Origin of the sequence: Ornithinibacillus xuwenensis (genome assembly GCF_039614845.1) — a bacterium.
Lineage (GTDB): Bacteria > Bacillota > Bacilli > Bacillales > Amphibacillaceae > Ornithinibacillus > Ornithinibacillus xuwenensis.
The window spans coordinates 865,229-890,781 of the sequence record NZ_JBDIML010000001.1 but is presented as its reverse complement, the minus strand read 5'-3'; the positions used below and the strand labels follow the sequence as shown (position 1 = coordinate 890,781).

The following is a 25,553-nucleotide window of genomic DNA, read 5'->3' as shown; positions in this document are numbered from 1 at the left end:
ACGATTTCTATTTTTATTCGTCATGAAATTGTAACCAAATAATAGAGTCGACTAGTATAATTATAATAAAAAATGGGATAACTTGATATAATTAAGTAGATTATTTTATCTTATATGAATGTTCTTTTATAGTAATACATATAGTTTACTATAAGAAATAGTAGAGGGAGTTATTTGAAGATGCGCTTTATTAGAGGGATTATTTTATTTTTAGTCGTTGCAACCATTACTTTTTATATACTAGAGAAAAATGACATTAAACCAGAAGAGGCAATAGACAGTATTAATCATATTATCACGCAAAAAAAAGATGATGTAAGCAAGAAAACCGTACCGGAAAATATTCTGGTAAACGACAAATTTAATGGCGATTTATATAAGTGGGTAGGGAAAAGCACAACTGAATTATTGGAGCAGTTAGGAGAACCAGTTCGCAAGGATTTAAGTAGCTACGGATATACTTGGTGGGTCTATACGAATAGCTCCACACAATATATTCAGTTTGGAATTATGGAAGACACCATTCAGACGATTTATGCTACAGGTAAGGATATTAATATTGATCCTTTAAGCATCGGTGAATCCTATGAAACTATAAACAGTGAACAAGAGATACTAGACGAGGTAACGTATAGTAGTGGTATTTCTTCTTATACCTTCCAATTAGAAGAAAAGGATCGTACAATGCGTCCGCTAATCAAATTATCGAATGATTTATTCTTGCAAGCTTATTTTGATACCTTTACTAATAAGCTTTCTTCTGTACGTATTATGACTGCTGAGGTTTTACTTCGTCAACGACCATATGGACTACAATACAGAGGTGAGTTACCGGAGGAAGTCACATTAACGGATGAGGAGTGGATAAAGGTAGAGGAAGGAATGGAACAACAGATTTTTGACATAACCAATGTTATTCGTCATAGCTTTGATAAGGGTACACTGACTTGGGAGGATAACGCCAGTGAGGTTGCATTCCTGCATAGTAAGGATATGTCGGAGAATAATTATTTTTCACATTACAGCTTGAATGGAGACGGTTTGAAAGAACGATTAGAAGCAAAGGATATTAATTATTTTTCAGCTGGTGAAAATATTGCAGCTCAGTATGTAGATGCTCCAGCAGCAGTAGAAGGGTGGCTGAATAGCGAAGGACATCGTAAGGCATTATTACATGATGACTATACACATCTAGGAGTCGGTGTATATCGCCTATACTATACACAAAATTTTTTATCGAAACCATTTTAAAAAATCGCATTTATTTGCGGTTTTTTTGTTTAGGCAAAATTCACAGTAATGATAGTAATGGCATATTTTACTATAGAGAAGAACGAAATAGTGAGCATTATTTTCAAACTAGTGTAATGGGGTGAGAAAAGTGAGTGAACACAATGTACATCCTACTATCGCCGAATTTAGAAGCTTTATTAATAAACACCCCGACCTTCGAAAAGAAATAAGAAGGAGCGGGAGGTCATGGCAAGAGTATTATGAAAAATGGGTTCTGCTTGGAGAAGATGACCCATTCTGGGATGAATATAAAGAGAACTCTACTGAATCAAATGAGAAAAAGGAGAATAAAACCGAGTTATTTAATCAACTTTTAAAAATGACAGAGAATGTCGATATCGAAAAAGTACAAAAGCAAGTTCATCAGTTGAGTGGCGCCATTTCAACGGTACAAGAATTAATTGATCAATACCAGGGGAGTAAAAAAAATAGTGGTACACCTAATAATCAAACCTTTAACTGGTTTAGGGATTAGGGATAGCTATGCATAAAGACGTGTACAATCACTTGCAAGCAAATCCAGAACTATTGAATTTTGTTCGACATAACCCTGAATGGTATCGATATTTAACAAGAAATCCATCTAGTATTATGGATATTCATAAGGAATCAAAGCAGTTTTATGGTAAAACATTTTCGCAACGACTGGATAAAGCAAACCAAAATGTTCAAATGATCGGTATGCTTTTGCAATTTGCAGAAATGATGAAAGATTAATTGTTTTTCATTTTCACCGTATAAATGATAAAATATTGGTGGAGGTGATTTCATATGATAGCTACCCTAGAATATGTAGACATTCTGGATCGATCTGAAATGCTAGGAAGAATGGTTCTCAATTCAGAAGTATTCGAAGCATATCAAGAAGCTAAATTGGCTTTAGACAATGATTCAGAAGCCCAGCAGCTTATTAACGATTTTAATGCTGTGAAGGATCAATATGAGGATGTACAAAGATTTGGTAGATATCATCCAGATTATTCCGAAATAATGAAATTAGTCCGCACAAGAAAACGTGAAATGGACTTAAATGATAAAGTAGCAGCATATAAGATTGCAGAAAGAAAATTTCAAGCTATGTTAGATGAAATTAGCCAATATATCGCATTTAGCGTAAGTGACAAAATCAAAGTTCCTAAAGATGGCGGAGCGCTAACTGATAGCGGCTGTGGCTGTGGCAGCGGTGGAGGCTGTGGTTGTAAGGCTTCCTAGTTTCGCTACTATTTGAACTTAATGATTTGTTTTGTTAAACTATTTGCAAAATAAGTTGAAATGTGAGGATATTTCATGAGAACAAAGAGACAAGGTATTGTTGTCTGGTATCAACATTCAAAGAACATAAAACAATTAAAACGATTTGGACATTTAATCTATACATCGAAGAGATTGAAATATGCAGTTCTATATGTTGAACAGGAAGGCTTGGAAGAGTTGGAAGCAAAATTATTAAAATACCCATTTGTATCAAAAGTTGATCGATCTTATAAGCCCTTTATTCGTACCGAATATGAAAATGCTAAGCCTGATAAAGCCAAGCAATATGATTATAAGATGGGGATATAATACCTTTGCGGGAAATCCGCAGAGGTTTTTTTGTGCATACGACAACGACACGAAATACATGGAATTCAATACATGCGTTAGTGTTATGAGATGGACATAAAAAAACCTGCAGAAATAATTTCTGCAGGTCCCTTTGTTTTCTTGCTAGAAAACAAAAAGGCAAAGGGAGAGGAGAAACCGGAGGAGAACTTATGGGGAAGTGTAAGTCTTCTCCGTGTTTTGAAACAACCAAGCTACGCATTAGCTGTTCCATTATGCTAGTATGTACAAGAGATAAATTTATATACATGTTTAGATGATTTTTTGTAAAACAATTATTTTTATTTTCTTACCTATTTGCTTTATGGTAGGATTGTAACGAGTGATGTACGAATGAGGTGGTGTAATGCGTGTAATCGCGGGATTACATAAAGGAAGACAACTAAAGGCAGTACCAGGAAAATCTACTAGGCCAACAACCGATAAGGTAAAAGAAGCAGTATTTCAAATGATTGGACCCTTTTTTCAAGGTGGTAGCTGCTTAGACTTATTTGCTGGTAGCGGTTCGTTAGGAATAGAAGCCTTAAGCCGTGGAATGGAACAATGTGTTTTTGTGGACAAGCATCCAAAAGCTATTCAAACCATTCGTGAGAATATAACTACTTTAAAATTAGAAAGTCAGATAGAAGTTTACCGAACAGATGCCTTAAGAGCGTTATCAGCAGCTGGAAAACGTGAACTCTCATTTCACTTAATCTTTCTAGATCCACCATATGGTAAACATAGCTACCGTGAATTATTAGAGGCTATTGAAAGGGAAAACTTATTGGCTGCAGATGGTATTATCTATTGTGAGCATGATTCAAGTGAACATTTACCAAATTCTGTAGGGAGATTCTCTATAAAAAAGCAAGCGGATTATGGTGGTACCATTGGTGTTACAATTTATCATTTAGAACAATAGGAAATTATACATATCATTCAAAGGGGTGCTGGCATGACAAGACTAGCAATTTGTCCAGGGAGCTTTGATCCGATTACTTATGGGCATTTGGATATCATTGAGCGGGGCGCAAAGATTTTTGATGAAGTTATTGTAGCTGTATTTAACAATCAATCGAAGGCTCCTTTATTCTCGGTAGAAGAGAGAATGGAGTTAATTAAAGAATCCACTAGACATATTCCCAATGTGACGGTAGATTCGAGCGCCGGGCTATTAATTGAATATGCAGATCAAAAAAATGCTCAGGTAATATTAAGAGGACTTCGTGCGGTTAGTGATTTCGAATATGAAATGCAGATTACTGCTATGAACCGTAAATTGGATAATAAAATCGAAACCTTATTCATGATGACGAATAATCAATATTCGTTCTTAAGCTCGAGCATAGTAAAAGAGGTTGCCAAATATAAAGCGGACGTAATGGATTTAGTTCCAAGTGTGGTAGCGGAGGCCTTAAAGAAGAAATATAATCACAAATAAAGAAGCCGACTATCTTGAAGTGCACCCGTTATTTTAGATCGTGTCTAAAAAAACGGGTGCACTTGAACTTTGCAAGCTACTTTTCGTTTGTTACGAATGATTTTTATAAATTCGTCGGTAGAGTAAGGCAATACTGATTCCGATAAAGCTAATGGTAAGAATAGGCCCAAATCTTTCTAATAATTCTAGCGTAGAAGTCCATTCATTCTTTTCGATCGGTGTAATAACAGGCATGTCTCTCATATCAAACACTTGTCGTTCTAAATATAGTGGCTTATAAAGCAAGATAGTCAGAATACTAGCAATAAATCCATGTAATATACGAGCAAAAAAGTATGGATAAAATCGGATGTCAGTTTTCGAAATAATGCTTGCAACCTGTGCCTGTATGGAGAACCCATTAAACCCTAAAATAAAACTGATAATAATAATACTAGAAAGTAGCGGATCGATACTCTCCTTTGATATCATGTTTGCTCCAAGGGTAATTTCAAATAATCCTGAAATAAACGGTAATGCTAATTCGAGTGGAAGCATTAATACGCTAAATATTTGATGAAAATACATTGCAATAATAGGTGTCAATCCGATTAAAAACAGCATTTTATTTAATACTGAAAATAAGATGATAAAGCCACCAACCATGACCAAGGTCTTAATAGAATGAATTACTGCATCCCCCATTATTTCACCAAATGGTCTAGTATCCCTTATTCTTGTCTCATGCATTAATTGAAATGCTCGTTTCAAGGAAACTCTTCGTTTTTCTTTTTTTATTGGTTTTTCAGAGGATCTCCCATAGAAACGCATGCAGATTCCGGTCAAAGTATTTCCAAGGTAGTGACAAATAGCTAACAACAGTCCGAGCTTGGCATCGTGGAAAAAACCGACTGAAATCGCGCCAAAAATAAATAATGGACTTGAGGAGTTTGTAAAGGCCACAAGACGCTCTGCTTCAATTTTTGTCAATTGCTTTTCTTCTCTTAATCGAACAGAAATTTTTGCTCCAGTAGGGTAACCACTAGCCATCCCCATAATCCATGCAAAGCTACCTACACCAGGTACGTTAAATAATGGCCGCATAATTGCCTCGAACAGCACTCCTAGAAATTTTACAACTCCAAAACTCAATAATAATTCTGATGTTATAAAAAATGGTAGTAAGGATGGAAATACAACCTCCCACCACATGTCGAGTCCACGTATACTAGCTTCTAATGCATCGTTTGGATATTTAATTAGAGTTACGGCAAAGAACACAGTTATCCCGGCCAATGCCAATGTTTTAACTATCTGCTTCAAATGACTGCCTCCTAGTAAAGAGCTTGACTGTACTTATTTTTTTGATAGTAGTAAAATAAATTTAGCTTCAAATAGTGCATCGAATATTTAATAAGACAAGTTGTAGATATCTATATCAATATACGCACATACAATGCCCGATTATGCCATACACTTTTAGAGTAAACTGAAATCTAACAAAAAAATGGGATGATAATGGGCCTTAAAAGAAGCTTTAGAGGGGGTCTACAGATGAAATTTTCAAAAGGACAGGTTTTTTCGGTTGTGATTGCAATCATTATTGCATTTTTCCTTAGTACATATGATCTTCCTTACTATATTCAAAAGCCAGGAGGAGCCGATGCTCTAAACCCAATTGTTCAAGTGGATAATGGCGATGATAGTGAGGGGGATTTCCACTTAGTTACAGTAAGAGGTGGACAAGCAACACCGATTCAATATGCATTAGCAAAAATCCTACCACATCATGATGTATTACCGCTGGATCAGGTTCGGCCAGAGGGAATATCTGATGATGAATACTTTCAAGCTCAATTACATATGATGGAAAGTTCTCAGGAAGCTTCGACGGTTGTTGCTTATACAGCAGCTAATGAGGATATTTCGATAGACTATAATGGCGTATATGTTGTAAGTGTAGTAGATGGAATGCCGGCTGATGGAATCTTGAAAATGGGGGATCGCATTATCGGAATTGATGACACTGAAATTAGTGAATCTGATGATCTTATTTCATATATAGATTCGAAAAAAGCAGGAAATACGGTTAGATTAACTATAGTACGTAACGAAGAGGAACTGGAAAAAGAAGTAACACTTGAAGCTTTTGAAGGTACGGACAATAAAATTGGAATTGGAATACAGCTTGTTACAGATCGTGATGTAAGTGTTAGTCCAGAAATTACATTTGCAAGTGGTAGTATTGGTGGTCCTAGTGCAGGGTTAATGTTTTCTTTAGAAATCTATGATCAGCTTACAGAAGGTGATTTAACTAAAGGACATCAAATTGCTGGTACTGGAGAAATCGATTATAACGGTAATGTAGGTCGAATTGGTGGGATTGATAAAAAGATTGTAGCCGCTGATCGAGAAGGAATAGAGGTATTCTTTGCTCCAAATGAAGGTGGCAGAGGCGGAGATTCTAACTATGAGGTTGCAAAGAAAAAAGCTGAGGAAATTGGTACAGATATGGTAATTGTGCCGGTTGATACCTTTGAGGATGCATTACATTATTTAGAAGAGGAATTACAATAAATAGAGAACGAACAGACTATAAGAATTAGTCTGTTCGTTCTTTTATCCTATTATTTTAATAGAACCGGTCCCATGAATTCCTGCTTTTGTAATGTATATCTGTTTGCAAAAGATAAAATACTATAATAAGTATTGGAAGCTCTCTCCTCTATTTCAAGCATCGGGTGCACATCTCGAGATAGCTTGGAGTAAATCGGAACCTCCATTTTCTTTTTTCTAGTATTAAGGTAATCTTGGCCTTTTTGACTGATACCTAATAAACGAACATATGGTACTGATGATTGGCTAGTAAGTGTTTGGATTTCACATTTTGTGGTATTGGTTAGTAAATGTACAAATATACGTTGAATTCTTGTCCATGTATATCGTTTCGTCTTAATGCGTTCGACCCAGTCATGAAATGATTTTGCTTCCTTGGCAGTCTTTTTGATGCGATATTCAATTCCTTCTTCCATCCCGTGAATATGTGAAAGCTGTTCTAGTGACATCGTAATCACGCGAAAATGGAGGAGAGGAAAGTAGCTTTCCCAATGATGTAGTGCCTGTGCTTTTTCTTCATATTCCATTAGTGCTGTAATTGTAGCCGAGGGCATCGTATGTGTTAAATCAGACAGTCTAGCTTGATGTTCAAAAAGCTGCTTACGTATACTAGTAGCACTTGCTATATTGCCAGTTATTTCGGAATCATGATAATTACTGCTTTTTCGCTTTATCGTTAACGGCTGAATTGGTAACTGATTTTCCAATATTGTCTTTACATAACTAAACCCTAAAATATTATTCGGTTGTGATAAGTCCATATCTTCTGTCGTAAGCCCAATTGATTGGTAAGCCTTTCTACTAGCTTCGGGAAAGGCTAATCCTTCGTTTAATGCTTTCTTCAAAGCATCTTGGTATACAGGCTGTTGGTTGATAAAATCAGAATAACCCTGAATAAAGTTATTTATGTTGCCGGATTCGCTGCCAAAACAAATGCTGTCAACTCCCAACTCATGAAGGGTCAAAACAGCTCCTTTGGAAAATAAATCACTACTTTGAACTGCAAATACAAATGGTAATTCGACTACGATGTCGACACCAGAGGAAATCGCAGCTTTTGCTCGATGAAACTTATCGATAACAGCAGGTTCTCCGCGCTGCAAAAAGGAACCGCTCATAACAGCAATCATACAATCTGCGTTAGATTTTTTCTTTGCTTGTTGAATATGGTAAGCATGTCCATTATGAAATGGATTATATTCTACAATCAGACCGCAAGTATTCATAAAAAACCTCCCGAATCCCATAAAATATATAATATAATTTTACCCTTAATATTTCCTGTTATGGTTGATTATAGAAAATATGGTACGGGAATGCTAATAATAAGAGAATTATTTCAATTATTTTTTATACTGTAAAGAAAATATATTGACAAAAGTACATTTTCCTTTTAAAATTACTCTTGTTGCCTTGAGGTGAAATTATGAAATTTACATTAGCACAATTAAAGAAAAATGCCTTTAACAAGCCTTATCAATTCTCTGCGGAAGTAGATGTTACAGAACTTGAAACCATGAACAATGATATTCGAAAGATTGGCCCTGTTCAGGTACAAGGAGTTTGTACGATGCAAGGCGACCAATATTTTTTTAAATTTACCATTACTGGTCAAATGACGTTACCTTGTGCACGTACACTTGTTGATGTAATATATCCTTTTGAAATTAAAGCAGAGGAGATCTTCTCCAGCTCCTCATATTATGATGAGGAAGATGATACGGAAATTCATCCGATTGATGGAGAAGTGCTTGACTTAATGCCGTATATAAAGGAAAATATTCTATTGGAGGTTCCTTTTCGAGTTTTTTCCGATGATGCGGATCCCGAGAAGGATACGCTTCATAAGGGAAATGGCTGGGAAGTACTTTCAGAGAAGCCTGAAGAAGCGAAAATTGATCCACGTTTTAAAAAACTGGAGTCATTATTTAAAGATAACGAGAAAGAAAAATGAGATATTCATGTTTTTGCTTTCGTATTTGAAGGAGGTGTAAGTCATGGCAGTACCTAAACAAAGAACTTCTAAAAAAGTTAAAAGACAACGTCGTACTCATAAAAAATTACACGTGCCTGGCATGGTAGAATGTTCAAATTGTGGTGAACTAACAAAACCACACCATGTATGTAAATCTTGTGGGCATTATGATGGAAAAGAAGTTGTTAACAACTAATAAATCTATCGAATGAAAAAGCAGATCACAGCAAGTTGTGGTCTGTTTTTTTTGTACATATAGCTTATTCAATAGATACAGATATAGGAGGTAACTAGATGACAGAAACGGTTATATATGAAAGAATAACTGAAAAAGAATATGGAATAATCACATTGAATCGACCTAACAAAAGAAATGCCATATCATTAGCAATGGCCGAAGAGCTTATGCAATGTATTCAATTTGCAAAAAAAGACAAGATTAAATTCCTTGTCGTAACTGGTGCAGGGGAGAGGACGTTCTGTGCGGGTGGAGATTTAAATGAAATGCACGGAAATCTTTCAGAACATGAGGCATTTGACAGTCTTATCAAAATGATGCAGGTTTTATATGAATTAGCAACGATTCCTATCCCCACTATTGCTCTGTTAAATGGAAGTGCAGTGGGTGGAGGATGTGAGCTAGCAACAGCTTGTGATATTCGTATCGCAAAGAACAACACAAAATATGGTTTTGTTCAAACAAATCTTGGTATTATACCTGGCTGGGGAGGCGGTGTGCTGTTAGCCAGAAGAGTGCACCATAGCTTTTCCAATCAATGGATAATGGAAGGAAGCCTATATGAAGCGGAGGCTTTACGGGAAAAAGGGTGGATTCATAGAATAGTGGAGGAAAGTGAATGGGAAGATACAGATAAACTACTAAAGCCTTATTTAACCAAATCTTTCAAACAAATGGAAATACTAAAGGAACTTTTCCTAGATACAATAGGCGTAATAGGTTTAGAGGACAAGATGAAAAGGGAAGTTCAAAAATGTGCATCACTATGGGAATCAGAGGCACATAAAAAAGCCGTTACTGATTTCCATAATAGAAGCTAGTATATAAAAGAATTATAACTTTATGGTAAAGAATTATTCTATCACTCCTATTTTCTGCATACATTGATAGCAAATAGATAAGGAGTGATGTTATGAATGCAACAAGGCAGGATGCCTGGACAGAGGATGAGGATGTTATATTAGCAGAAACAGTGCTTCGCTATATTCGAGAAGGAAAAACGCAGCTAGAGGCGTTTAAGGATGTAGCGAAGCAGCTATCCAGAACCTCTGCTGCGTGTGGGTTCAGGTGGAACGCTACAATACGTAAACAATATCAGGAAGAAATACAACGTGCAAAGGAAGAAAGGAAGCTTGGCGGTAGAAAACCAAATTGGGGAAATGAAGCTTTAAAATTAGATCAAGAGAAAGATACGATAGAGTCTGCTATTATGTTGCTCGAGAAGATGAAAACTAATTTTGCTCAACATCAAGATTTAGCCAAAAAAGAACAGGAAAAGCTATTATCTAAGTTGGAAGAAGAAAATGAAAAACTGAAGATGCAATTACAACGTTATGAAAATGCCTGGGAAGAAATGGGCAACCTATGGCAATGGATCAAGAACAAAAAATAATTTTGGTTCTATCATTGCTGCATTTATATAATTTTACATGATAAAAGACATGAACATCATTCATGTCTTTTATCTAATGAAAACGCTTATGAATTAGTTAATGATACGTTCATTAACTCCTTCTGGTAACCAAAGTAAAGGATTTTGACCGAAGTCTCTTTCCATCTCATATTTCGCTTTTTGAAATCCCATCTTCTCCCAAAAGCCATGTGAATTTACTCTTGGATTTGTTTTTATTGGTAAATTATCCTGCTTTGCAAAGTCAACTAATTTTTTTCCGAAGCCTTTACCTTGATAGTGTGGTAACACTTCCAGCTTCCAAAGCTCAAGATAATCATGTGATGGCTCAAAATATTGGTCATATTTTTTGTCCACCTTATACAAGCTCATCCTGGCTATTAAGGTGTCTCCATAATAAATCCCATAGAATGGTGATTCACTATCATTCTCCACAATATTAGATTGTAAATCTTCTAACATGGATAATTCCTGATTACCATACTCTTTAAAGCGCTTAAATTCTTCTAAAGTTTTATAATTGATTAATAGTCTTTCAACTCTTACATCGTTCATCTAACCCAACCCCTTTGTTGTCAGAAAAATTATTTATTTTAGTATTATTATAATATAAATTCTCAAAGAATTAAACTAACATTAAGTATTATTAAAAATTGTTAGGAAGAAATAAGCACAGAATATCGATATTTTGTTACAATTAAGAAATGATAAATCAAGAGTGCTTGAAGGGGTTACAATAACGAATGGGTGAACTTATCTTATTTATACTAGCGTTTCTAATCACATTACCAATATTTAGTACGATTGTTGTTTATTACATCTTAAAGTATATCTATGGGAATCCAATAAGGGCTTTTCACAAGGCAATTAATTGGACAACAGTACTTTATATTCTTGCTGTTAACACCATGTTAACCTATTTATTCGAAAGCTTCTTTATCGGGGATATTTTTGTTGTAATGCTCCTTATTTTAACCTTTCTAATTGTGAATCAATGGAAAAGAAATACTGAAATAGATTATGGTAGAGCGTTTAAATTGTTGTGGAGGTTAAGCTTTCTCCTTTTTTTCATTCTCTATATTATTCTTGTCGTCTACGGAATTATTGATCACATGCTGAAATAACAATATTCACAAACAGATTACATGAAATAATCAATTCTTTTTAGTACAATACGAATAGTTATGTAACATAAAATGGCTTTTAGACTCTTGGCTTGTAGTTGAGCGTAATCCGGCACGGAGAAGATAGGAACGAGTCTGAAATATCCATTATGTGAAGTGCTGAAAAACTCTAAAGGAGTACGTAATGAATGCGAATAGAACCGGTACATATTGAAAAACAAAATAATCTCGTTCGCGATTACCGTAACCAAAAAAAAATGGTTACGCAATATTTTGATTATGGAATAATGGATTTTGAGAAGCGAGTGCAAGAGCTAACTAACAGAACCTTTAAACGGCAGCAGGTTGCGGAGGTGTTAACTAGATTAAATAAAGCCTGGGGTGCACCGAGTTCAACCTTTGAGAATATTGAACGGTTAAAGTCTGAGGATAGTGTTGTGGTAATTGGTGGACAGCAGGCAGGACTATTAACCGGACCATTATATTCAATAAATAAGATTATTTCAATTATCCAGTTAGCTAAGCAGCAAGAGAAGCAGCTTGGCATTCCGGTTATTCCTGTTTTTTGGATTGCAGGAGAAGACCATGATTTTGAAGAAATCAACCATATCTTCATTCATCAGGATTCTAGAATGAAAAAATATAAGGTACAGCAGCGTATTCTTGATAAACGTTCCGTATCAGAAATCGACCTGAATCGTGATGATATAGATGAATGGGTTGATATTATTTTGAAGCAAATGCCAGAGACTCAATATACGAAGGATATCCGAAGAACGATTCTATCCTGTCTTGAAAACGCAACGTCTTATGTTGACTTTTTTGCGAACTTCATTTTTAAGCTCTTTCAAGAAGAGGGCTTGGTGCTAATGGATTCAGGAAATGAATTTGTAAGAAGGTTGGAAAATGATTACTTTACTCAGATGATAACCAAACGAGAAGAAATTAGTTCTGGTGTATTCACTGCCCATAAAGAACTACATGAAGCAGGATACGCAATTTCACTAGATGTCTCTCCGCATGACGGGAATCTATTTTATCACAAAGATCAAGAGCGGATCCTATTGATGATTAATTCAGAGGGGAACTGGGTTGGAAAACAAAATGAGATTTGTTTGACAACAGAAGAGCTGATTTCAATTGCTGAACATTCCCCGGAAGTATTGAGTAATAATGTTGTGACACGTCCTTTAATGCAGGATTTAGTATTTCCAACATTAGCTTTTATTGGTGGTCCTGGAGAAATTAGTTATTGGTCTGTGTTAAAACCAGCTTTTCATGCCTTGAATATGAAAATGCCACCTGTAGTACCGAGATTATCCTTTACGTATGTTGAACGCAAAATTCATAAGCTGCTACAAAGATATGAAATCACTCCAACAGAGGCGATTAATGGCGGTGTACTTCAAAGGAGAAAAGCGTGGTTTAAGAAGAAGATCAATCCACCAATAGAGGAAACAGTGACCGATATTAAAGCGGTTATTGAAAATGCTCATAAGCCTTTACGAGATATTGCAACAACCATTCGGGCTGATTTGGGAGATTTAGCCGAGAAGAATTTAGGGTATCTAATTCGTGATATAGAGTTTTTAGAAAAACGAATCACGAAGGCACTAGAACAACGATTTGAAAAGGAATTAAGTGAGTTTGATTTACTGGAAAACACGCTGCATCCGAATGGGCTGCAGGAGCGTATGTGGAATCCACTTCCGTTCTTAAATGATTACGGACTGGACTTCTTTAATGAGATTAATGGTGCCGTGTGCTCCTTTGATGAGGATCATTATATCGTGTATATCTAATACCCACCACTTCCCAACACTTTGAGATGAATTACAATATTAACTGTCTTTCTAATGAGATATAACCCTATAAACCCTTAATGATAAAGGGATATAGTGGTTTTATATCTATAGAAGGACAGTTATTTTTTTGTGTAAAATCAACTGGTATTTGGTTATTATAAATTTTTTGAAATATATTGTGGTGAAAAGTGGGGGGATGTGGTAATATTGAGATATGAAAGTGGGGGCGGACTAAATGTTCATGGGTGAATTCCAACATAACTTTGATACAAAGGGTAGAATAATTGTCCCTTCTAAGTTTCGTGATGAGCTTGGTGAACGTTTTGTTGTCACTCGCGGACTAGATAAATGTCTGTTTGCATACCCCATGTCCGAATGGTCCTTAATAGAGGAAAAGCTTAAGAAGCTCCCTTTAACAAAAAAAGATGCTAGAGCATTTACGAGATTTTTCTTCTCTGGAGCAGTGGAATGTGATGTTGATAAGCAGGGAAGAATAAACATACCACAGCCACTTCGAAATTATGCAGGTTTAGATAAAGAGTGTGTGGTAATTGGTGTTTCAAATCGCATTGAATTCTGGGCAAGTGAAAACTGGGATGACTATTTCAATGAATCTGAGGAGTCATTTGCAGAGATTGCTGAGAACCTAATGGATTTTGATATTTAACCAAAATCGTAAATCGCAAAAGTAGGTGTTAACATGTTTGAGCATTACACAGTATTAAAGGAAGAGTCCGTAAAAGGGTTAGATATTAAACCAGATGGTACATATATAGATTGTACGTTAGGTGGTGGAGGTCATTCTGAAAGAATTGCTTCACAGCTTAACGAAAATGGTTTATTAATTGCTTTTGATCAAGATATTGATGCGCTAAATGCAGCAAAAGACAGATTGTCTGACTATCAAGACCGGATATTATTTATTCATAGTAACTTTCGCAATTTACAAGAAGAATTAGTAAATAATCAAATTACTAATGTTGATGGTATCCTATTTGATCTTGGTGTATCTTCTCCGCAGCTTGATAGAGGAGAAAGAGGATTTAGCTATCAGCATGATGCTAAATTGGACATGCGTATGAATCAGGGTCAGAAATTATCAGCATTCGAGGTTGTTAATAATTGGTCCTACAACGAATTAGTTTCAATCTTCTTTAAATATGGCGAAGAGAAATTTTCAAAACAAATAGCAAGAAAGATTGAGGAATATCGAAAAACAACTACCATTGAAACAACCTATCAATTAGTTGAAATAATAAAAGAAGCGATTCCGGCACCGGCAAGAAGAAAAGGTGGACATCCTGCTAAAAGAATTTTTCAAGCAATTCGTATAGCTGTCAATGATGAACTTCAAGCCTTTCATGATGCGCTACACCAAGCGGCGCAAGTTGTAAATGTTGAGGGTAGAATAGCAGTGATTACCTTTCATTCGCTGGAAGACCGAATCTGTAAGCAAGCATTTAAAAAATGGAGTACGCCTAAGGAAACCCCTCGGAATTTACCGATAATTCCCAAAGAGTACGAGGCCCCATTTAAAGTCATAAATCGAAAGCCAATCGTGGCAGATGATCATGAATTAGAAGAAAATCGAAGGTCTAGGTCGGCGAAGCTGAGAATTGTAGAAAAGGTAAATAGCTGGTCTGAAGACTTTAATTTTGAGGAAGGGTGGAATAAATAATGGCAGCAAATCAAGCAAGAAGTTGGCAACAAACCTACACTTCATATCAACCGCAAGTAGAAAAAAAGGTTGTTATTCGTAAAAAAAGCTGGATTACAAAAGGTGAAAAAATGTTGTATACTGTTGTAGCAGCAGCTTTATTATTATTTGGTGGGTTTATTGTTTCTTATTCCTCCTCGATGGACGCATTGAATCGTGATATTCAATCACTTGAACAAACTGTTTCGAATCAACAAGTTGTGAATGAAGGATTAGTGTACGAAATTAAGGAGTTAAGTAGACCAGAGCGTATTACGCAATACGCGAAAGAAAATGGTTTAACCATTCAGGCTGCAGAAGTTAAGCAAGCAAACGCTTTTAATCAATAATGCAGGTGATAATAGATGAAAAAAAATAAAACAACCCATGCCATGGCTGGAGTGTTAATGGTTATCTTCGTCGTGGCATTTTTAATTGTAACAGGAAGGTTTTTATATATTCAGGCATCTGGCGCAGTTGAAGGTGTTTCGCTAGAGGAATGGGCTGATGATGTGAGGACGACCTCCTACACACTTGATTCTGAACGTGGGAAAATTTTCGATAAAAATGGCATGACACTTGCTTATGATATGCCAACCTTCCGAATGTACGCTATAGTCGATGAGGAATACTCAGATAATCTAGAGGAGCCTGAGCATGTCGCTGACCCAGTTGGTACAGCAGAAAAGCTGGCTCCTTTGTTGAATGCTGAGTCGAAATACATTTTAGAACGACTAAACTATGGTATCGAAAATGATAAATCTCAGGTTGAATTCGGCTCTATTGGTAAGGGAATTTCACTTCAAACGAAGGACGAAATTGTCGCATTGAATTTACCTGGAATTCGATTCGTCAAAGAGAATGTCAGGTATTATCCAAATGGGCTTTTTGCATCCCATATTATTGGTTTTGCTAGAGAGACAGAAGTTGAAACAGAAGATGGTGTAACGAACCAGATTAATGGGGTAACAGGTATTGAACATGAAATGGATGATTTGTTAAAAGGGCATGATGGTTATATTTCTTATCAGCGTGACCTTTATAATAAAAAGCTATTAGATCCTAACGAAGTCATTCAAATGCCAGATAATGGTGATGATGTTTATTTAACAATTGACCAAAAAATACAAACCTTACTTGAGGATGTTATGACACAGGTAGATGAGAAATATGAACCTGAACGTATGACGGCGATTGTTATGAATCCAAAAACAGGTGAAATCGTTGCAATGAGTAATCGTCCTAGCTATAATCCGAATAATCCAGAGGATGTTCAGAACTGGTATAACGATGCAATCTCAACACCATTTGAACCAGGCTCTACCATGAAGATGTTCACATGGGCAGCTGCAATAGAGTCAGGTGTATACAATGGTGAGGAGAAATACAAATCTGGGAGCTATCAAATAAGTGAACGAGTTACTGCCATTAATGACTTCAATAATGGTGAAGGCTGGGGAGCGATTTCTTATAACGAGGGCTTTGCGCGTTCTTCTAACGTAGCTGCTGGGAAATTGCTATGGGAAAAAATGGGACCTGATACCTTTTTAGAATACTTGAATGCATTTGATTTCGATGCAACGTCAGGTATTGACTTACCAGGAGAGGTTCAAGGAGAAATCCTTTACAACTGGCCATTAGAAAAACTAACAACCTCCTTTGGACAAGGTAGTACGACAACTCCAATACAATTAATGAAGGCTGCGACAGCAATTGCAAATGACGGAAAAATGGTAAAACCGTATATTATTAGTAAGGTAGTAGATTCGGATACTGATAGTGTTCTAGAAGAAAATCAACCAGAGTTAGTAGGGGAACCGATTTCGAAGGAGACTGCAGAACAAGTTAGAGAGTTACTAGTTTCAGCGGTTCAATCAGAATATGCAACTGGTAGTAGATTTAATTTGGATGATTATTCAGTTGGAGGGAAGACAGGTACAGCCCAAATTCCAAATCCGGATGGAGCAGGATATTTAACTGGAAATGAAAATTATGTGTTTTCTTTCTTAGGAATGGCACCAGCAGATGATCCACAATTAATGATGTATGTCTCAGTCAAGCAACCTAATTTAGAATTTGACTCTGGTATTGAACCAGGATCAGCACCTGTATCCTTTATTTTCAATAATGTTATGGAAAATGCACTACACTATCTAAATATTAATCCTGATAAAAGTGAGATGGAGAATGTAACAGTTTATAAAATGCCTAATTTAATTGGGAAATCAGTTACAGAAGCTAGTGAATTACTAACAAGTGCTAGTATTACGAACACCATTATAGGAACAGGGGATAAGGTAGTCGCTATAAGTGTTGAAGAAGGTGCTGAAGTTCTCCCAAATGAACGTATATTACTTGTAACGGATAGTCCGACAATGCCAGATATAATTGGCTGGTCCTTACGTGATGTGTTGAGGTTGGGTGACATGTTAAATCTTGACACGGAGACTATTGGAAATGGCTATGTTGTGACACAAAGTATCGAAATAGGAAGAGAAATTAGTGAAAGTGAATATTTAGGTGTGGAATTAAAGACACCTATGGAGAATGTGTCTCAAAGCAGTAAAGAAGAGGAACAGCCTGCTGATACATTCGAATAGATAAAGATAGAATGATAATTCTAGAATGAAAACAGTGTTCTAATCAGTTTTTTAAATCATATAGTTGATACAAGCCTACCTATGTAAAGGAGATGGACGATGAAACGAGTATCAACTGTAACAGTTAGAAAACGATTAGTCGCTGTTTTTCTTATTGGTATAATCTTTTTCGGTGTCATTGATTTTCGCTTAGGATACGTACAATTCATACTTGGCGATCAGTTAATGGAAAAAGCGGATGAGTCATGGAGTAGGAATATTTCTTTTCAGCCAGAAAGAGGGCGGATATTGGATAATAGCGGTAATATTTTAGCCGAAAATGTTACGGCGCCATCCGTTGTAGTTGTTCCGAGGCAAATAAAGAATCCAGAAGAAACTGCCAAAAAGCTAGCTGAAATATTGGACATGTCTGAAGAGACAGCTTATGAATACGTTACAAAATCAGCTATGTCTGTGAATATTCATCCAGAGGGAAGAAAGATATCCAATGAACAAGAGAAGGCAATACGAACGTTAAATCTTGAGGGAGTTTACTTGGCGAAAGACTCTATTCGGCATTATCCATATGGTGATGATTTAGCGCATGTTCTTGGTTTCGCTGGAATTGATAATCAAGGACTGATGGGGCTTGAATTATATTATGATGATTTATTAAGTGGTGAAGAGGGGAGTCTATCCTTTTATTCTGATGCAAAAGGAAGAAGGCTAAATCAATTGGCTGATGTCTATACACCACCAAAGGATGGTTATGATTTAGTGACAAGTATTGATTCACAAATCCAAACCATTATTGAGAGAGAGCTAGATTTAGCTGTTGCCAAATATAATCCTGATGGGGCATTGGCCATTGCTGTTGATCCGGATACAGGTGGGATCTTAGCCATGTCTTCTAGACCAAATTTTAATCCTGAAAATTATCAGGAGGTTGATGCGTCCATTTATAACCGAAACTTACCGATATGGAGTACGTATGAGCCGGGCTCTACCTTTAAAATCATTACACTTGCTGCTGCCTTAGAAGAAGGAATTGTTGATTTAGAAAAAGATGAGTTTCATGACCCTGGATATATTGAGGTTGGGGGATCGAAACTTCATTGTTGGAAGGCTGGCGGACATGGTAGTCAAACTTTTTTAGAGGTCGTACAAAATTCTTGTAACCCCGGATTTGTTCATCTAGGTGAGGAATTGGGTAAAGAAAAGCTATTTAGCTACATTGAAGAATTTGGATTTGGTTCTAAAACCGGTATAGATTTACAGGGAGAAGGATCTGGTATCCTATTTAAACCGGAAAATGTTGGTCCTGTTGAGTTAGCCACAACGGCATTCGGACAGGGAGTTTCTGTAACCCCCATCCAACAGGTTATGGCAGTCTCAGCTGCGGTTAATGGAGGGTATCTTTACGAACCCTTTATTGCTAAAGAATGGGTAGATCCTCAAACAAGTGAATCTGTTTCTAAAACAGAGCCTACCATGAAAAATCGAGTTATTTCGGAAGCAACATCAGAAGAAATACGAAATGCATTGGAAAGTGTTGTTGCCAAAGGGACGGGAAGACCAGCTTATGTGGACGGCTATCGAGTAGGGGGAAAAACCGGAACGGCTCAGAAGGTTGGTCCAAATGGTGGCTATATGGAAAATAATTATGTTGTGTCCTTTATAGGATTTGCACCGGCAGATGACCCGGAAATCGTAGTTTATGTAGCGGTAGATAATCCAAAAGGTACCGTTCAATTTGGTGGAGTAGTAGCCGCCCCGATTGTTGGGACCATTATTGGCGACAGTTTACGAGTGATGGGTGTAGAGCCTAGAGAAGACGGACTAGAGAAAGAGTATCAATGGCCTGATCAACCAAAAGTTGAGGTGCCAGACTTAATTGGTGTAAAAAAGGGTGAGTTGATGGAATATATGACAGATCTGACGATTGAGACTAATGGAACTGGAGATTATATTCTAGATCAGGAACCAGCGGCAGGAACAAAGGTAGAGGCTGGATCAAAAATTAGAATTTATTTATCGGAAGAGAAGAAATCGAAGGAGAAAGAAGAATAACGAATAATAATTTGCTATTTAGCGGGTAAGTTTACGGCATGGAGATTCCAATAATGAAGTATTATATTCATAAATAACGGGCGGGAAATTCCTAATAAGAGAAAGCGTAAGCATAAATGGTTAAAAGAAGAGCCTGCCCTTAAATTCTCTATAATGGTTTATGATTCATTAAATTGTTCCCCTTAAATTGCGAAATTAATATAAGGTATTTTTTTAAGCATATGTATAAAAGTCTCACCGGAACCTCCTTGTGAAATATTGAAAGACGAATATCCTTACAGCTGAATTTATTACAAATGTTGTTTCACTTTATTTAAGAAAATGATTCAGAATAACAGCTTCATTTGGTATAATAGATAGGATGAAAAAGTATTTAAGAAGGTAAACAACCCTCTTAAATCGACAATTGAAAGAGAATATTATGTTGGAGATAAGAAAGGATGTAATGGATGAGATTAAAGGAACTTCTTTCTTTACTTCCATTCTCTGAACAATTCTCTAAACTATACGACATCGAAATCAATGCTATTAAAATGGATTCTAGAGAAATTAAGAAGGGTGATTTATTTGTTTGTATCAACGGATTTTCTGTTGATGGACATGATTATGTAGAAGAGGCGGTGCAAAATGGAGCGTCTGTTATCGTTGCTGAGAGAGAGATAAATGTATCTGCACCTGTGCTTAAAGTTCCGGATACAGTTCGTTTTTTAGCGATGGCTGCAGCGAAGTACTACCAGCATCCAACCAATTATGTACCACTAATTGGTGTCACAGGGACAAATGGAAAAACTTCCGTTACCTATCTTTTAGAGACGATTTTTAATCATAATCATCAAAAAACAGGTGTCATTGGTACCATTCAAATGAAAATTGGCAGTAATACCTATCCTGTTGAAAACACTACACCGGACGCCTTGTTTTTACAAAAAACGATTCGTCAAATGGTTGACCAAGGGGTAGAACAGGTAATAATGGAAGTGTCCTCCCATGCACTTGATTTGGGAAGAGTTTATGGATGTGATTATAATATTGCTATCTTTACCAATTTAACACAGGATCACTTGGATTATCATGAATCCATGGACGATTATCTTAGAGCGAAAAGTCTTTTGTTTGCACAATTAGGAAATAGCTATCATACGAATAATAAGAAATTTGCTATTATCAACGTAGACGACTCAGTTAGTTGGCGGATCTCGCGTTCAACTGCTCAAGCAATAATTACATATGGAATTAAGGGAGAAGCAATTATTACTGCTAAGGACATACAATTAACACCAATGGGAACTCGATTTTTATTATGTACTCCATATGGTAATGCTGATATTAAAAGTAATTTGATAGGTAATTTTAATGTTTATAATATGTTAGCTGCAAGTGCAGCTGCCATTATATCAGGCATTTCATTACCAATCATAAAAGAAGCTTTACAAAGTATACAAGGTGTTCATGGAAGATTTGAACCTATAGTAAATGGTCAATCCTTTTCTGTCATTGTGGATTATGCACATACACCAGATTCGTTAGAAAATGTGTTGGCAACCATTCAAGATTTTGCTAAAAAGAAGGTATTTGTTGTCGTTGGCTGCGGAGGTGACCGTGACCGTTCGAAGCGCCCATTAATGGCTCAAATTGCGGTTAAATATGCCGATCAAGCCATCTTTACATCAGACAATCCTAGGACGGAAAATCCGCAAACAATACTAAACGATATGACCGCAGGAATTGAGGGATCTACAACCAATTTTCAGGTGATATCTGACCGAAGAGAAGCTATTCATTATGCAATCAAGCAAGCTCAAAAAGATGATATTATACTAATTGCAGGAAAAGGGCATGAAACATACCAACAAATTGGCCATATTAAACATCATTTTGATGACAGGGAAGTGGCCTTGGAAGCACTGCAAGCTAAGGAGAATTGATGATGCTATTTACAACCAATTGGTTAAGTACTATTTTTTCAACTAATAAAGGGAATATTCGTGAGGAATTCGTTATTGAAACAGTAAATAGGGATAGTCGAGTGAAAGCTAAGAACTCATTATTCATACCAATAGTTGGAGAAAATTTTGATGGGCACGATTTTGTTACCCAAGCCCATGAAAATGGTGCTGTTGCTGTATTATGGGAAAGCTCTAAAGAACTACCTAAAGATTTATCGAACGAATTGATCGTTTACTATGTTGATGACACAACAAAAGCGTTACAGGAGCTAGCAAGTCATTACCGTGATGAGGTGAATCCAATTGTAGTCGGGGTAACAGGATCCAATGGAAAAACCTCAACAAAGGATATCATTGCTTCTATTTCAAAAGAAAAATTTAAAACCCATTCAACAAATGGCAATTATAATAATGAGATTGGAATGCCATTAACTATTTTATCGATGGCTAGAGATACGGAAATCTTGGTTCTTGAAATGGGTATGAGTAGTTTTGGGGAAATTGAATTACTTTCAAAAATTGCAAAACCAGACTATGCTATTATCACAAATATTGGCGAGTCCCATATTGAATTTTTAGGGTCAAGAGAAGGAATTGCAAAAGCAAAATTGGAGATCACTAGTGGACTAAAGGAAAACGGGCGAGTCATTATTGATGGTGATGAAGAATTATTGTCACATGTCCATCAACAAGATAATGTACTATCTGTTGGATTTGGTAGTGAGAATGATTATGTCATTTCAAATATAGATTTAAATAGAAATGAAACGGTGTTTACTGGATCCGATGGTAATTCTTATGGCATACCTTTACTAGGTACGCATAATGCAAAAAATGCATCCTTTGGAATTGTTTTAGCTAGTTTACTTGGAATAGAAACCGAACAGGTTCAACATGCACTACGTAATCTAACCTTATCCGGAATGCGTTTTGAAATGCTATACGGTAAGAATGGTGTTTCTATTATAAATGATGCCTATAATGCATCTCCAACATCCATGAGAGCAGCGATTCAAGTTGTGAAGCAGTTAAATGGGTATCGAGAAAAAATATTAGTTCTAGGTGACATTTATGAACTCGGTAGTCAATCAGTCAGTATGCATGAATCGGTAGCAGAGGTAATTGATCAGTCGATTTCCGCATTGTATACAATTGGAGAAGATTCCCAAGCTATATCCAGTATCGTAAAATCGAAGTACCCAAAAATGAGGGTAAAACACTTCAACGATAAAGAGGATGTATTGGAGCCTTTGAATCAGTACTTAAATCAAGATTCACTCATCTTATTCAAGGCATCGAGAGGCATGAAGCTAGAATCATTAATTGTCGCGATTAATGACTAACAAAATTAGATAAGAATAAATATAGATTAATGGGTTGGACGGTTGGCAATTTAAGGAGGAAGAATTCGTGAATATAACTGTATTAATACTAACAATAGCAATAGCTTTTTTAATTACCGTCCTCTTGTCACCAATTTTAATTCCGTTTTTAAGACGTTTAAAGTTTGGACAAAGCATACGAGAAGAAGGACCGAAATCTCATATGAAGAAAACGGGTACCCCTACAATGGGCGGTATCATGATAGTGTTAAGTATTGTTATTACTTCTATCATTTTGGCTAATAAATATGGTGATGGGGAAATTGGGTATGAGCTAGGATTATTATTATTTGTTCTACTAGGATATGGTTTATTAGGATTTCTTGATGATTTTATCAAGGTAGCATTGAAGCGCAACTTGGGACTGACTTCTAAGCAAAAAATGCTTGGCCAGTTAGTAATTGCAATTATTTTCTATCTTATATTAAAGAATCACGGGTTTCCAACATATATTCAAATACCAGGAACAGATATTAAGTGGGAAATGGGATTTGGATATGCGATATTAATTATTTTTATGCTTGTTGGCGCTTCAAATGCTGTTAACCTTACGGATGGATTGGACGGTTTGCTGTCAGGAACTGCTGCGATTGCATTTGGTGCTTTCGGAATATTAGCTTGGTATCCAAACCCACAGGCAGAAGTCACAATCTTCGCCTTAGCAGTTGTAGGAGCATTATTAGGGTTCCTAGTGTTTAATGCACATCCTGCAAAAGTATTTATGGGAGATACCGGCTCTTTAGCTCTAGGTGGCTCAATAGCTGCCGTTGCTATTTTAACAAAATTAGAGGTCCTATTAGTTATTATTGGTGGGGTCTTTGTGATGGAAACACTATCGGTAATAATACAGGTTATATCATTCAAAACTACCGGAAAACGGGTATTTAAAATGAGTCCATTACATCACCACTATGAACTAGTAGGCTGGTCCGAGTGGCGAGTAGTTACGACATTCTGGTCTATTGGACTTATTTTTGCTGCTCTAGGTATATACATCGAGGTGTGGTTAGGTTGAATAAATTAGTTGATTTCCCTTATTCGCATGTGCTTGTTTTAGGCCTTGCAAAAAGTGGCACTGCTGCAGCAAAGGTCCTTATTGATAGTGGTGTGAGCGTACGTGTAAATGATTTGAAAACGTCTGAAGATGATGAGGTTGTTGCACAGTTACGTTCCATTGGGGCAGAAGTTATAGTTGGAGCACATCCTATGTCTGTTCTGGATGGAATTGATTTAATTGTTAAGAATCCAGGAATTCCATATGAGAATGTAGTACTTAAAGAAGCTGAGAAACTTGATATTCCGATTATTACAGAAATTGAACTTGCAGGACAATTAGCGGAAGGTACTATTATAGGAATCACTGGTTCTAACGGTAAAACAACGACGACAACACTTGTTTTTGAGATGCTTCGAAATAGTCAACAACCTGTTAAGCTAGCAGGAAATATTGGGATAGTGGCTACAGAGACTGCTCGAGAACTTCAACATAATGAAAAGATGGTTTTAGAGCTTTCATCATTCCAGTTAATGGGTATAAAAACCTTTAGACCGAAGATTGCAGTATTATTAAATATTTATGAGGCACATTTGGATTACCATAAGACCTTTGATAATTATAAAGAAGCGAAGTGTGCTATTTTTCAGAATCAACTTCAAGATGATTATTTAGTCTTCAACGCAGATGACCCACAAATTATGAGTGAGGCTAGCAATGCTATAGCAACTAAGGTTCCTTTTTCTGTTTCAAGTAAACTGGAAACAGGAGCCTGGATAGACGAAAAGGATCTTTATTTTAAGTCAGAAAAGGTTATTTCCTTAAAGGAAATTGTGTTGGTAGGTGCTCATAACCTAGAGAATATTTTAGCAGCAGTTTGTGCTGCTAAGTTAGGTGGGGCTACTAATGATGGAATACGAAAAGTGTTAACTACATTTACTGGTGTTTCGCATCGTTTACAATTTGTTAGTAATGTCGAAAGTCGGCTGTTTTACAACGATTCAAAAGCAACGAATATTTTAGCTACCCAAAAGGCCCTATCCTCTTTTACACAACCCATTATTCTACTTGCAGGCGGGCTTGATCGTGGAAATTCTTTCGATGAATTAATTCCTTATTTAAAACATGTAAGAGGGATGGTTGTGTTTGGAGAAACTGCTGAAAAATTAAGGGATACTGCAACAAAAGCGGAAGTACCAATAGTAAAATCTGCAATTGATGTGCAGGATGCCGTGCGTAAGGCGTTTTCATTCTCGGAAGCGGATGACGTGATTTTACTATCACCTGCTTGCGCTAGCTGGGATCAATACAAAACGTTTGAAGAAAGAGGAGACATGTTTATACAAGCTGTGCATACAATTAAGTAGGGGCTTGTATGAAGTTTTAAAGTAAAGGTTATACCCATTAAAAGAAACGCCCC

At 36.4% G+C, this 25,553-nt stretch carries 26 protein-coding genes; 23 read left to right on the top strand and 3 right to left on the bottom strand.

Annotated features, from left to right (window positions below):
* Window positions 1-180 precede the first annotated feature (180 nt).
* From ABC228_RS05135 to coaD, 7 genes are all read left to right on the top strand, one after another.
* Entirely contained in the window at window positions 181-1,251 is a 1,071-nt protein-coding gene (locus tag ABC228_RS05135; RefSeq protein WP_345824009.1) for a CAP domain-containing protein, read from the top strand.
* A 130-nt stretch (window positions 1,252-1,381) separates the two neighbouring features.
* Entirely contained in the window at window positions 1,382-1,768 is a 387-nt protein-coding gene (gene ylbD, locus ABC228_RS05130; protein ID WP_345824008.1) for a YlbD family protein, read from the top strand.
* Window positions 1,769-1,776: 8 nt separating this feature from the next.
* The gene (locus tag ABC228_RS05125) at window positions 1,777-2,010 is read left to right on the top strand and encodes a YlbE-like family protein (protein WP_345824007.1); all 234 of its coding nucleotides are present in this window, start codon (window positions 1,777-1,779) and stop codon (window positions 2,008-2,010) included.
* A 54-nt stretch (window positions 2,011-2,064) separates the two neighbouring features.
* Window positions 2,065-2,505, top strand: coding sequence for a YlbF/YmcA family competence regulator (locus ABC228_RS05120; protein WP_345824006.1), 441 nt, complete (start codon window positions 2,065-2,067; stop codon window positions 2,503-2,505).
* Window positions 2,506-2,580: 75 nt separating this feature from the next.
* Window positions 2,581-2,856 carry a YlbG family protein gene (locus tag ABC228_RS05115; RefSeq protein WP_345824005.1) on the top strand — a complete coding sequence of 92 codons (276 nt, stop codon included), beginning with the start codon at window positions 2,581-2,583 and terminating at the stop codon, window positions 2,854-2,856.
* A gap of 385 nt (window positions 2,857-3,241) precedes the next feature.
* On the top strand, window positions 3,242-3,799 hold the full coding sequence (gene rsmD, locus ABC228_RS05110) for a 16S rRNA (guanine(966)-N(2))-methyltransferase RsmD (protein ID WP_345824004.1): 558 nt from the start codon (window positions 3,242-3,244) through the stop codon (window positions 3,797-3,799).
* Between the two features lie 33 nt (window positions 3,800-3,832).
* Window positions 3,833-4,318 (top strand): pantetheine-phosphate adenylyltransferase, encoded by a 486-nt coding sequence (coaD, locus tag ABC228_RS05105; RefSeq protein ID WP_345824003.1) that lies wholly within the window; start codon window positions 3,833-3,835, stop codon window positions 4,316-4,318.
* Between the two features lie 90 nt (window positions 4,319-4,408).
* On the opposite strand, the gene ylbJ is transcribed toward coaD, so the two are convergent.
* Window positions 4,409-5,620: a sporulation integral membrane protein YlbJ gene (gene ylbJ / locus ABC228_RS05100; RefSeq protein ID WP_345824002.1), complete on the bottom strand. Its 1,212-nt coding sequence runs from the start codon at window positions 5,618-5,620 to the stop codon at window positions 4,409-4,411.
* Window positions 5,621-5,851: 231 nt separating this feature from the next.
* Between ylbJ and ABC228_RS05095 the strand changes: the two genes are divergently transcribed.
* Window positions 5,852-6,874 (top strand): SepM family pheromone-processing serine protease, encoded by a 1,023-nt coding sequence (locus ABC228_RS05095; RefSeq protein WP_345824001.1) that lies wholly within the window; start codon window positions 5,852-5,854, stop codon window positions 6,872-6,874.
* Between the two features lie 50 nt (window positions 6,875-6,924).
* On the opposite strand, the gene ABC228_RS05090 is transcribed toward ABC228_RS05095, so the two are convergent.
* Window positions 6,925-8,139, bottom strand: a complete 1,215-nt coding sequence (locus tag ABC228_RS05090) for a nucleotidyltransferase (RefSeq protein WP_345824000.1) — start codon at window positions 8,137-8,139, stop codon at window positions 6,925-6,927.
* Window positions 8,140-8,339: 200 nt separating this feature from the next.
* Between ABC228_RS05090 and ABC228_RS05085 the strand changes: the two genes are divergently transcribed.
* The 4 genes from ABC228_RS05085 to ABC228_RS05070 all read left to right on the top strand — a co-directional run bounded on the left by ABC228_RS05085 (window position 8,340) and on the right by ABC228_RS05070 (window position 10,519).
* Complete coding sequence (locus tag ABC228_RS05085; protein ID WP_345823999.1) at window positions 8,340-8,867, top strand: YceD family protein; 528 nt, start codon at window positions 8,340-8,342, stop codon at window positions 8,865-8,867.
* Window positions 8,868-8,910: 43 nt separating this feature from the next.
* Window positions 8,911-9,084, top strand: a complete 174-nt coding sequence (gene rpmF / locus ABC228_RS05080) for a 50S ribosomal protein L32 (RefSeq protein ID WP_345823998.1) — start codon at window positions 8,911-8,913, stop codon at window positions 9,082-9,084.
* Window positions 9,085-9,182: 98 nt separating this feature from the next.
* Complete coding sequence (locus ABC228_RS05075) at window positions 9,183-9,947, top strand: enoyl-CoA hydratase/isomerase family protein (RefSeq protein WP_345823997.1); 765 nt, start codon at window positions 9,183-9,185, stop codon at window positions 9,945-9,947.
* Window positions 9,948-10,039: 92 nt separating this feature from the next.
* On the top strand, window positions 10,040-10,519 hold the full coding sequence (locus tag ABC228_RS05070; protein ID WP_345823996.1) for an RsfA family transcriptional regulator: 480 nt from the start codon (window positions 10,040-10,042) through the stop codon (window positions 10,517-10,519).
* A gap of 93 nt (window positions 10,520-10,612) precedes the next feature.
* On the opposite strand, the gene ABC228_RS05065 is transcribed toward ABC228_RS05070, so the two are convergent.
* The gene (locus tag ABC228_RS05065; RefSeq protein WP_345823995.1) at window positions 10,613-11,092 is read right to left on the bottom strand and encodes an N-acetyltransferase; all 480 of its coding nucleotides are present in this window, start codon (window positions 11,090-11,092) and stop codon (window positions 10,613-10,615) included.
* A gap of 188 nt (window positions 11,093-11,280) precedes the next feature.
* Between ABC228_RS05065 and ABC228_RS05060 the strand changes: the two genes are divergently transcribed.
* The 11 genes from ABC228_RS05060 to murD all read left to right on the top strand — a co-directional run bounded on the left by ABC228_RS05060 (window position 11,281) and on the right by murD (window position 25,500).
* Window positions 11,281-11,661 carry a DUF3397 domain-containing protein gene (locus ABC228_RS05060; RefSeq protein ID WP_345823994.1) on the top strand — a complete coding sequence of 127 codons (381 nt, stop codon included), beginning with the start codon at window positions 11,281-11,283 and terminating at the stop codon, window positions 11,659-11,661.
* 188 nt (window positions 11,662-11,849) lie between these two features.
* Complete coding sequence (bshC, locus tag ABC228_RS05055; protein WP_345823993.1) at window positions 11,850-13,463, top strand: bacillithiol biosynthesis cysteine-adding enzyme BshC; 1,614 nt, start codon at window positions 11,850-11,852, stop codon at window positions 13,461-13,463.
* A gap of 238 nt (window positions 13,464-13,701) precedes the next feature.
* Window positions 13,702-14,133 carry a division/cell wall cluster transcriptional repressor MraZ gene (mraZ, locus tag ABC228_RS05050; RefSeq protein ID WP_345823992.1) on the top strand — a complete coding sequence of 144 codons (432 nt, stop codon included), beginning with the start codon at window positions 13,702-13,704 and terminating at the stop codon, window positions 14,131-14,133.
* A gap of 33 nt (window positions 14,134-14,166) precedes the next feature.
* Window positions 14,167-15,144 (top strand): 16S rRNA (cytosine(1402)-N(4))-methyltransferase RsmH, encoded by a 978-nt coding sequence (gene rsmH, locus ABC228_RS05045; RefSeq protein ID WP_345823991.1) that lies wholly within the window; start codon window positions 14,167-14,169, stop codon window positions 15,142-15,144.
* Window positions 15,144-15,512 (top strand): cell division protein FtsL, encoded by a 369-nt coding sequence (ftsL, locus tag ABC228_RS05040; protein ID WP_345823990.1) that lies wholly within the window; start codon window positions 15,144-15,146, stop codon window positions 15,510-15,512. Before rsmH ends, ftsL begins: the two co-directional genes overlap by 1 nt.
* Window positions 15,513-15,527: 15 nt before the next feature.
* Window positions 15,528-17,762, top strand: a complete 2,235-nt coding sequence (locus ABC228_RS05035) for a penicillin-binding protein (RefSeq protein ID WP_345823989.1) — start codon at window positions 15,528-15,530, stop codon at window positions 17,760-17,762.
* Between the two features lie 99 nt (window positions 17,763-17,861).
* The gene (locus ABC228_RS05030; RefSeq protein WP_345823988.1) at window positions 17,862-19,811 is read left to right on the top strand and encodes a stage V sporulation protein D; all 1,950 of its coding nucleotides are present in this window, start codon (window positions 17,862-17,864) and stop codon (window positions 19,809-19,811) included.
* Window positions 19,812-20,260: 449 nt separating this feature from the next.
* Complete coding sequence (locus ABC228_RS05025; protein ID WP_345823987.1) at window positions 20,261-21,736, top strand: UDP-N-acetylmuramoyl-L-alanyl-D-glutamate--2,6-diaminopimelate ligase; 1,476 nt, start codon at window positions 20,261-20,263, stop codon at window positions 21,734-21,736.
* Window positions 21,736-23,100: a UDP-N-acetylmuramoyl-tripeptide--D-alanyl-D-alanine ligase gene (locus ABC228_RS05020; protein ID WP_345823986.1), complete on the top strand. Its 1,365-nt coding sequence runs from the start codon at window positions 21,736-21,738 to the stop codon at window positions 23,098-23,100. Before ABC228_RS05025 ends, ABC228_RS05020 begins: the two co-directional genes overlap by 1 nt.
* A gap of 67 nt (window positions 23,101-23,167) precedes the next feature.
* On the top strand, window positions 23,168-24,154 hold the full coding sequence (gene mraY / locus ABC228_RS05015; RefSeq protein ID WP_345823985.1) for a phospho-N-acetylmuramoyl-pentapeptide-transferase: 987 nt from the start codon (window positions 23,168-23,170) through the stop codon (window positions 24,152-24,154).
* Window positions 24,151-25,500 (top strand): UDP-N-acetylmuramoyl-L-alanine--D-glutamate ligase, encoded by a 1,350-nt coding sequence (murD, locus tag ABC228_RS05010; RefSeq protein ID WP_345823984.1) that lies wholly within the window; start codon window positions 24,151-24,153, stop codon window positions 25,498-25,500. Before mraY ends, murD begins: the two co-directional genes overlap by 4 nt.
* Window positions 25,501-25,553: the final 53 nt, after the last annotated feature.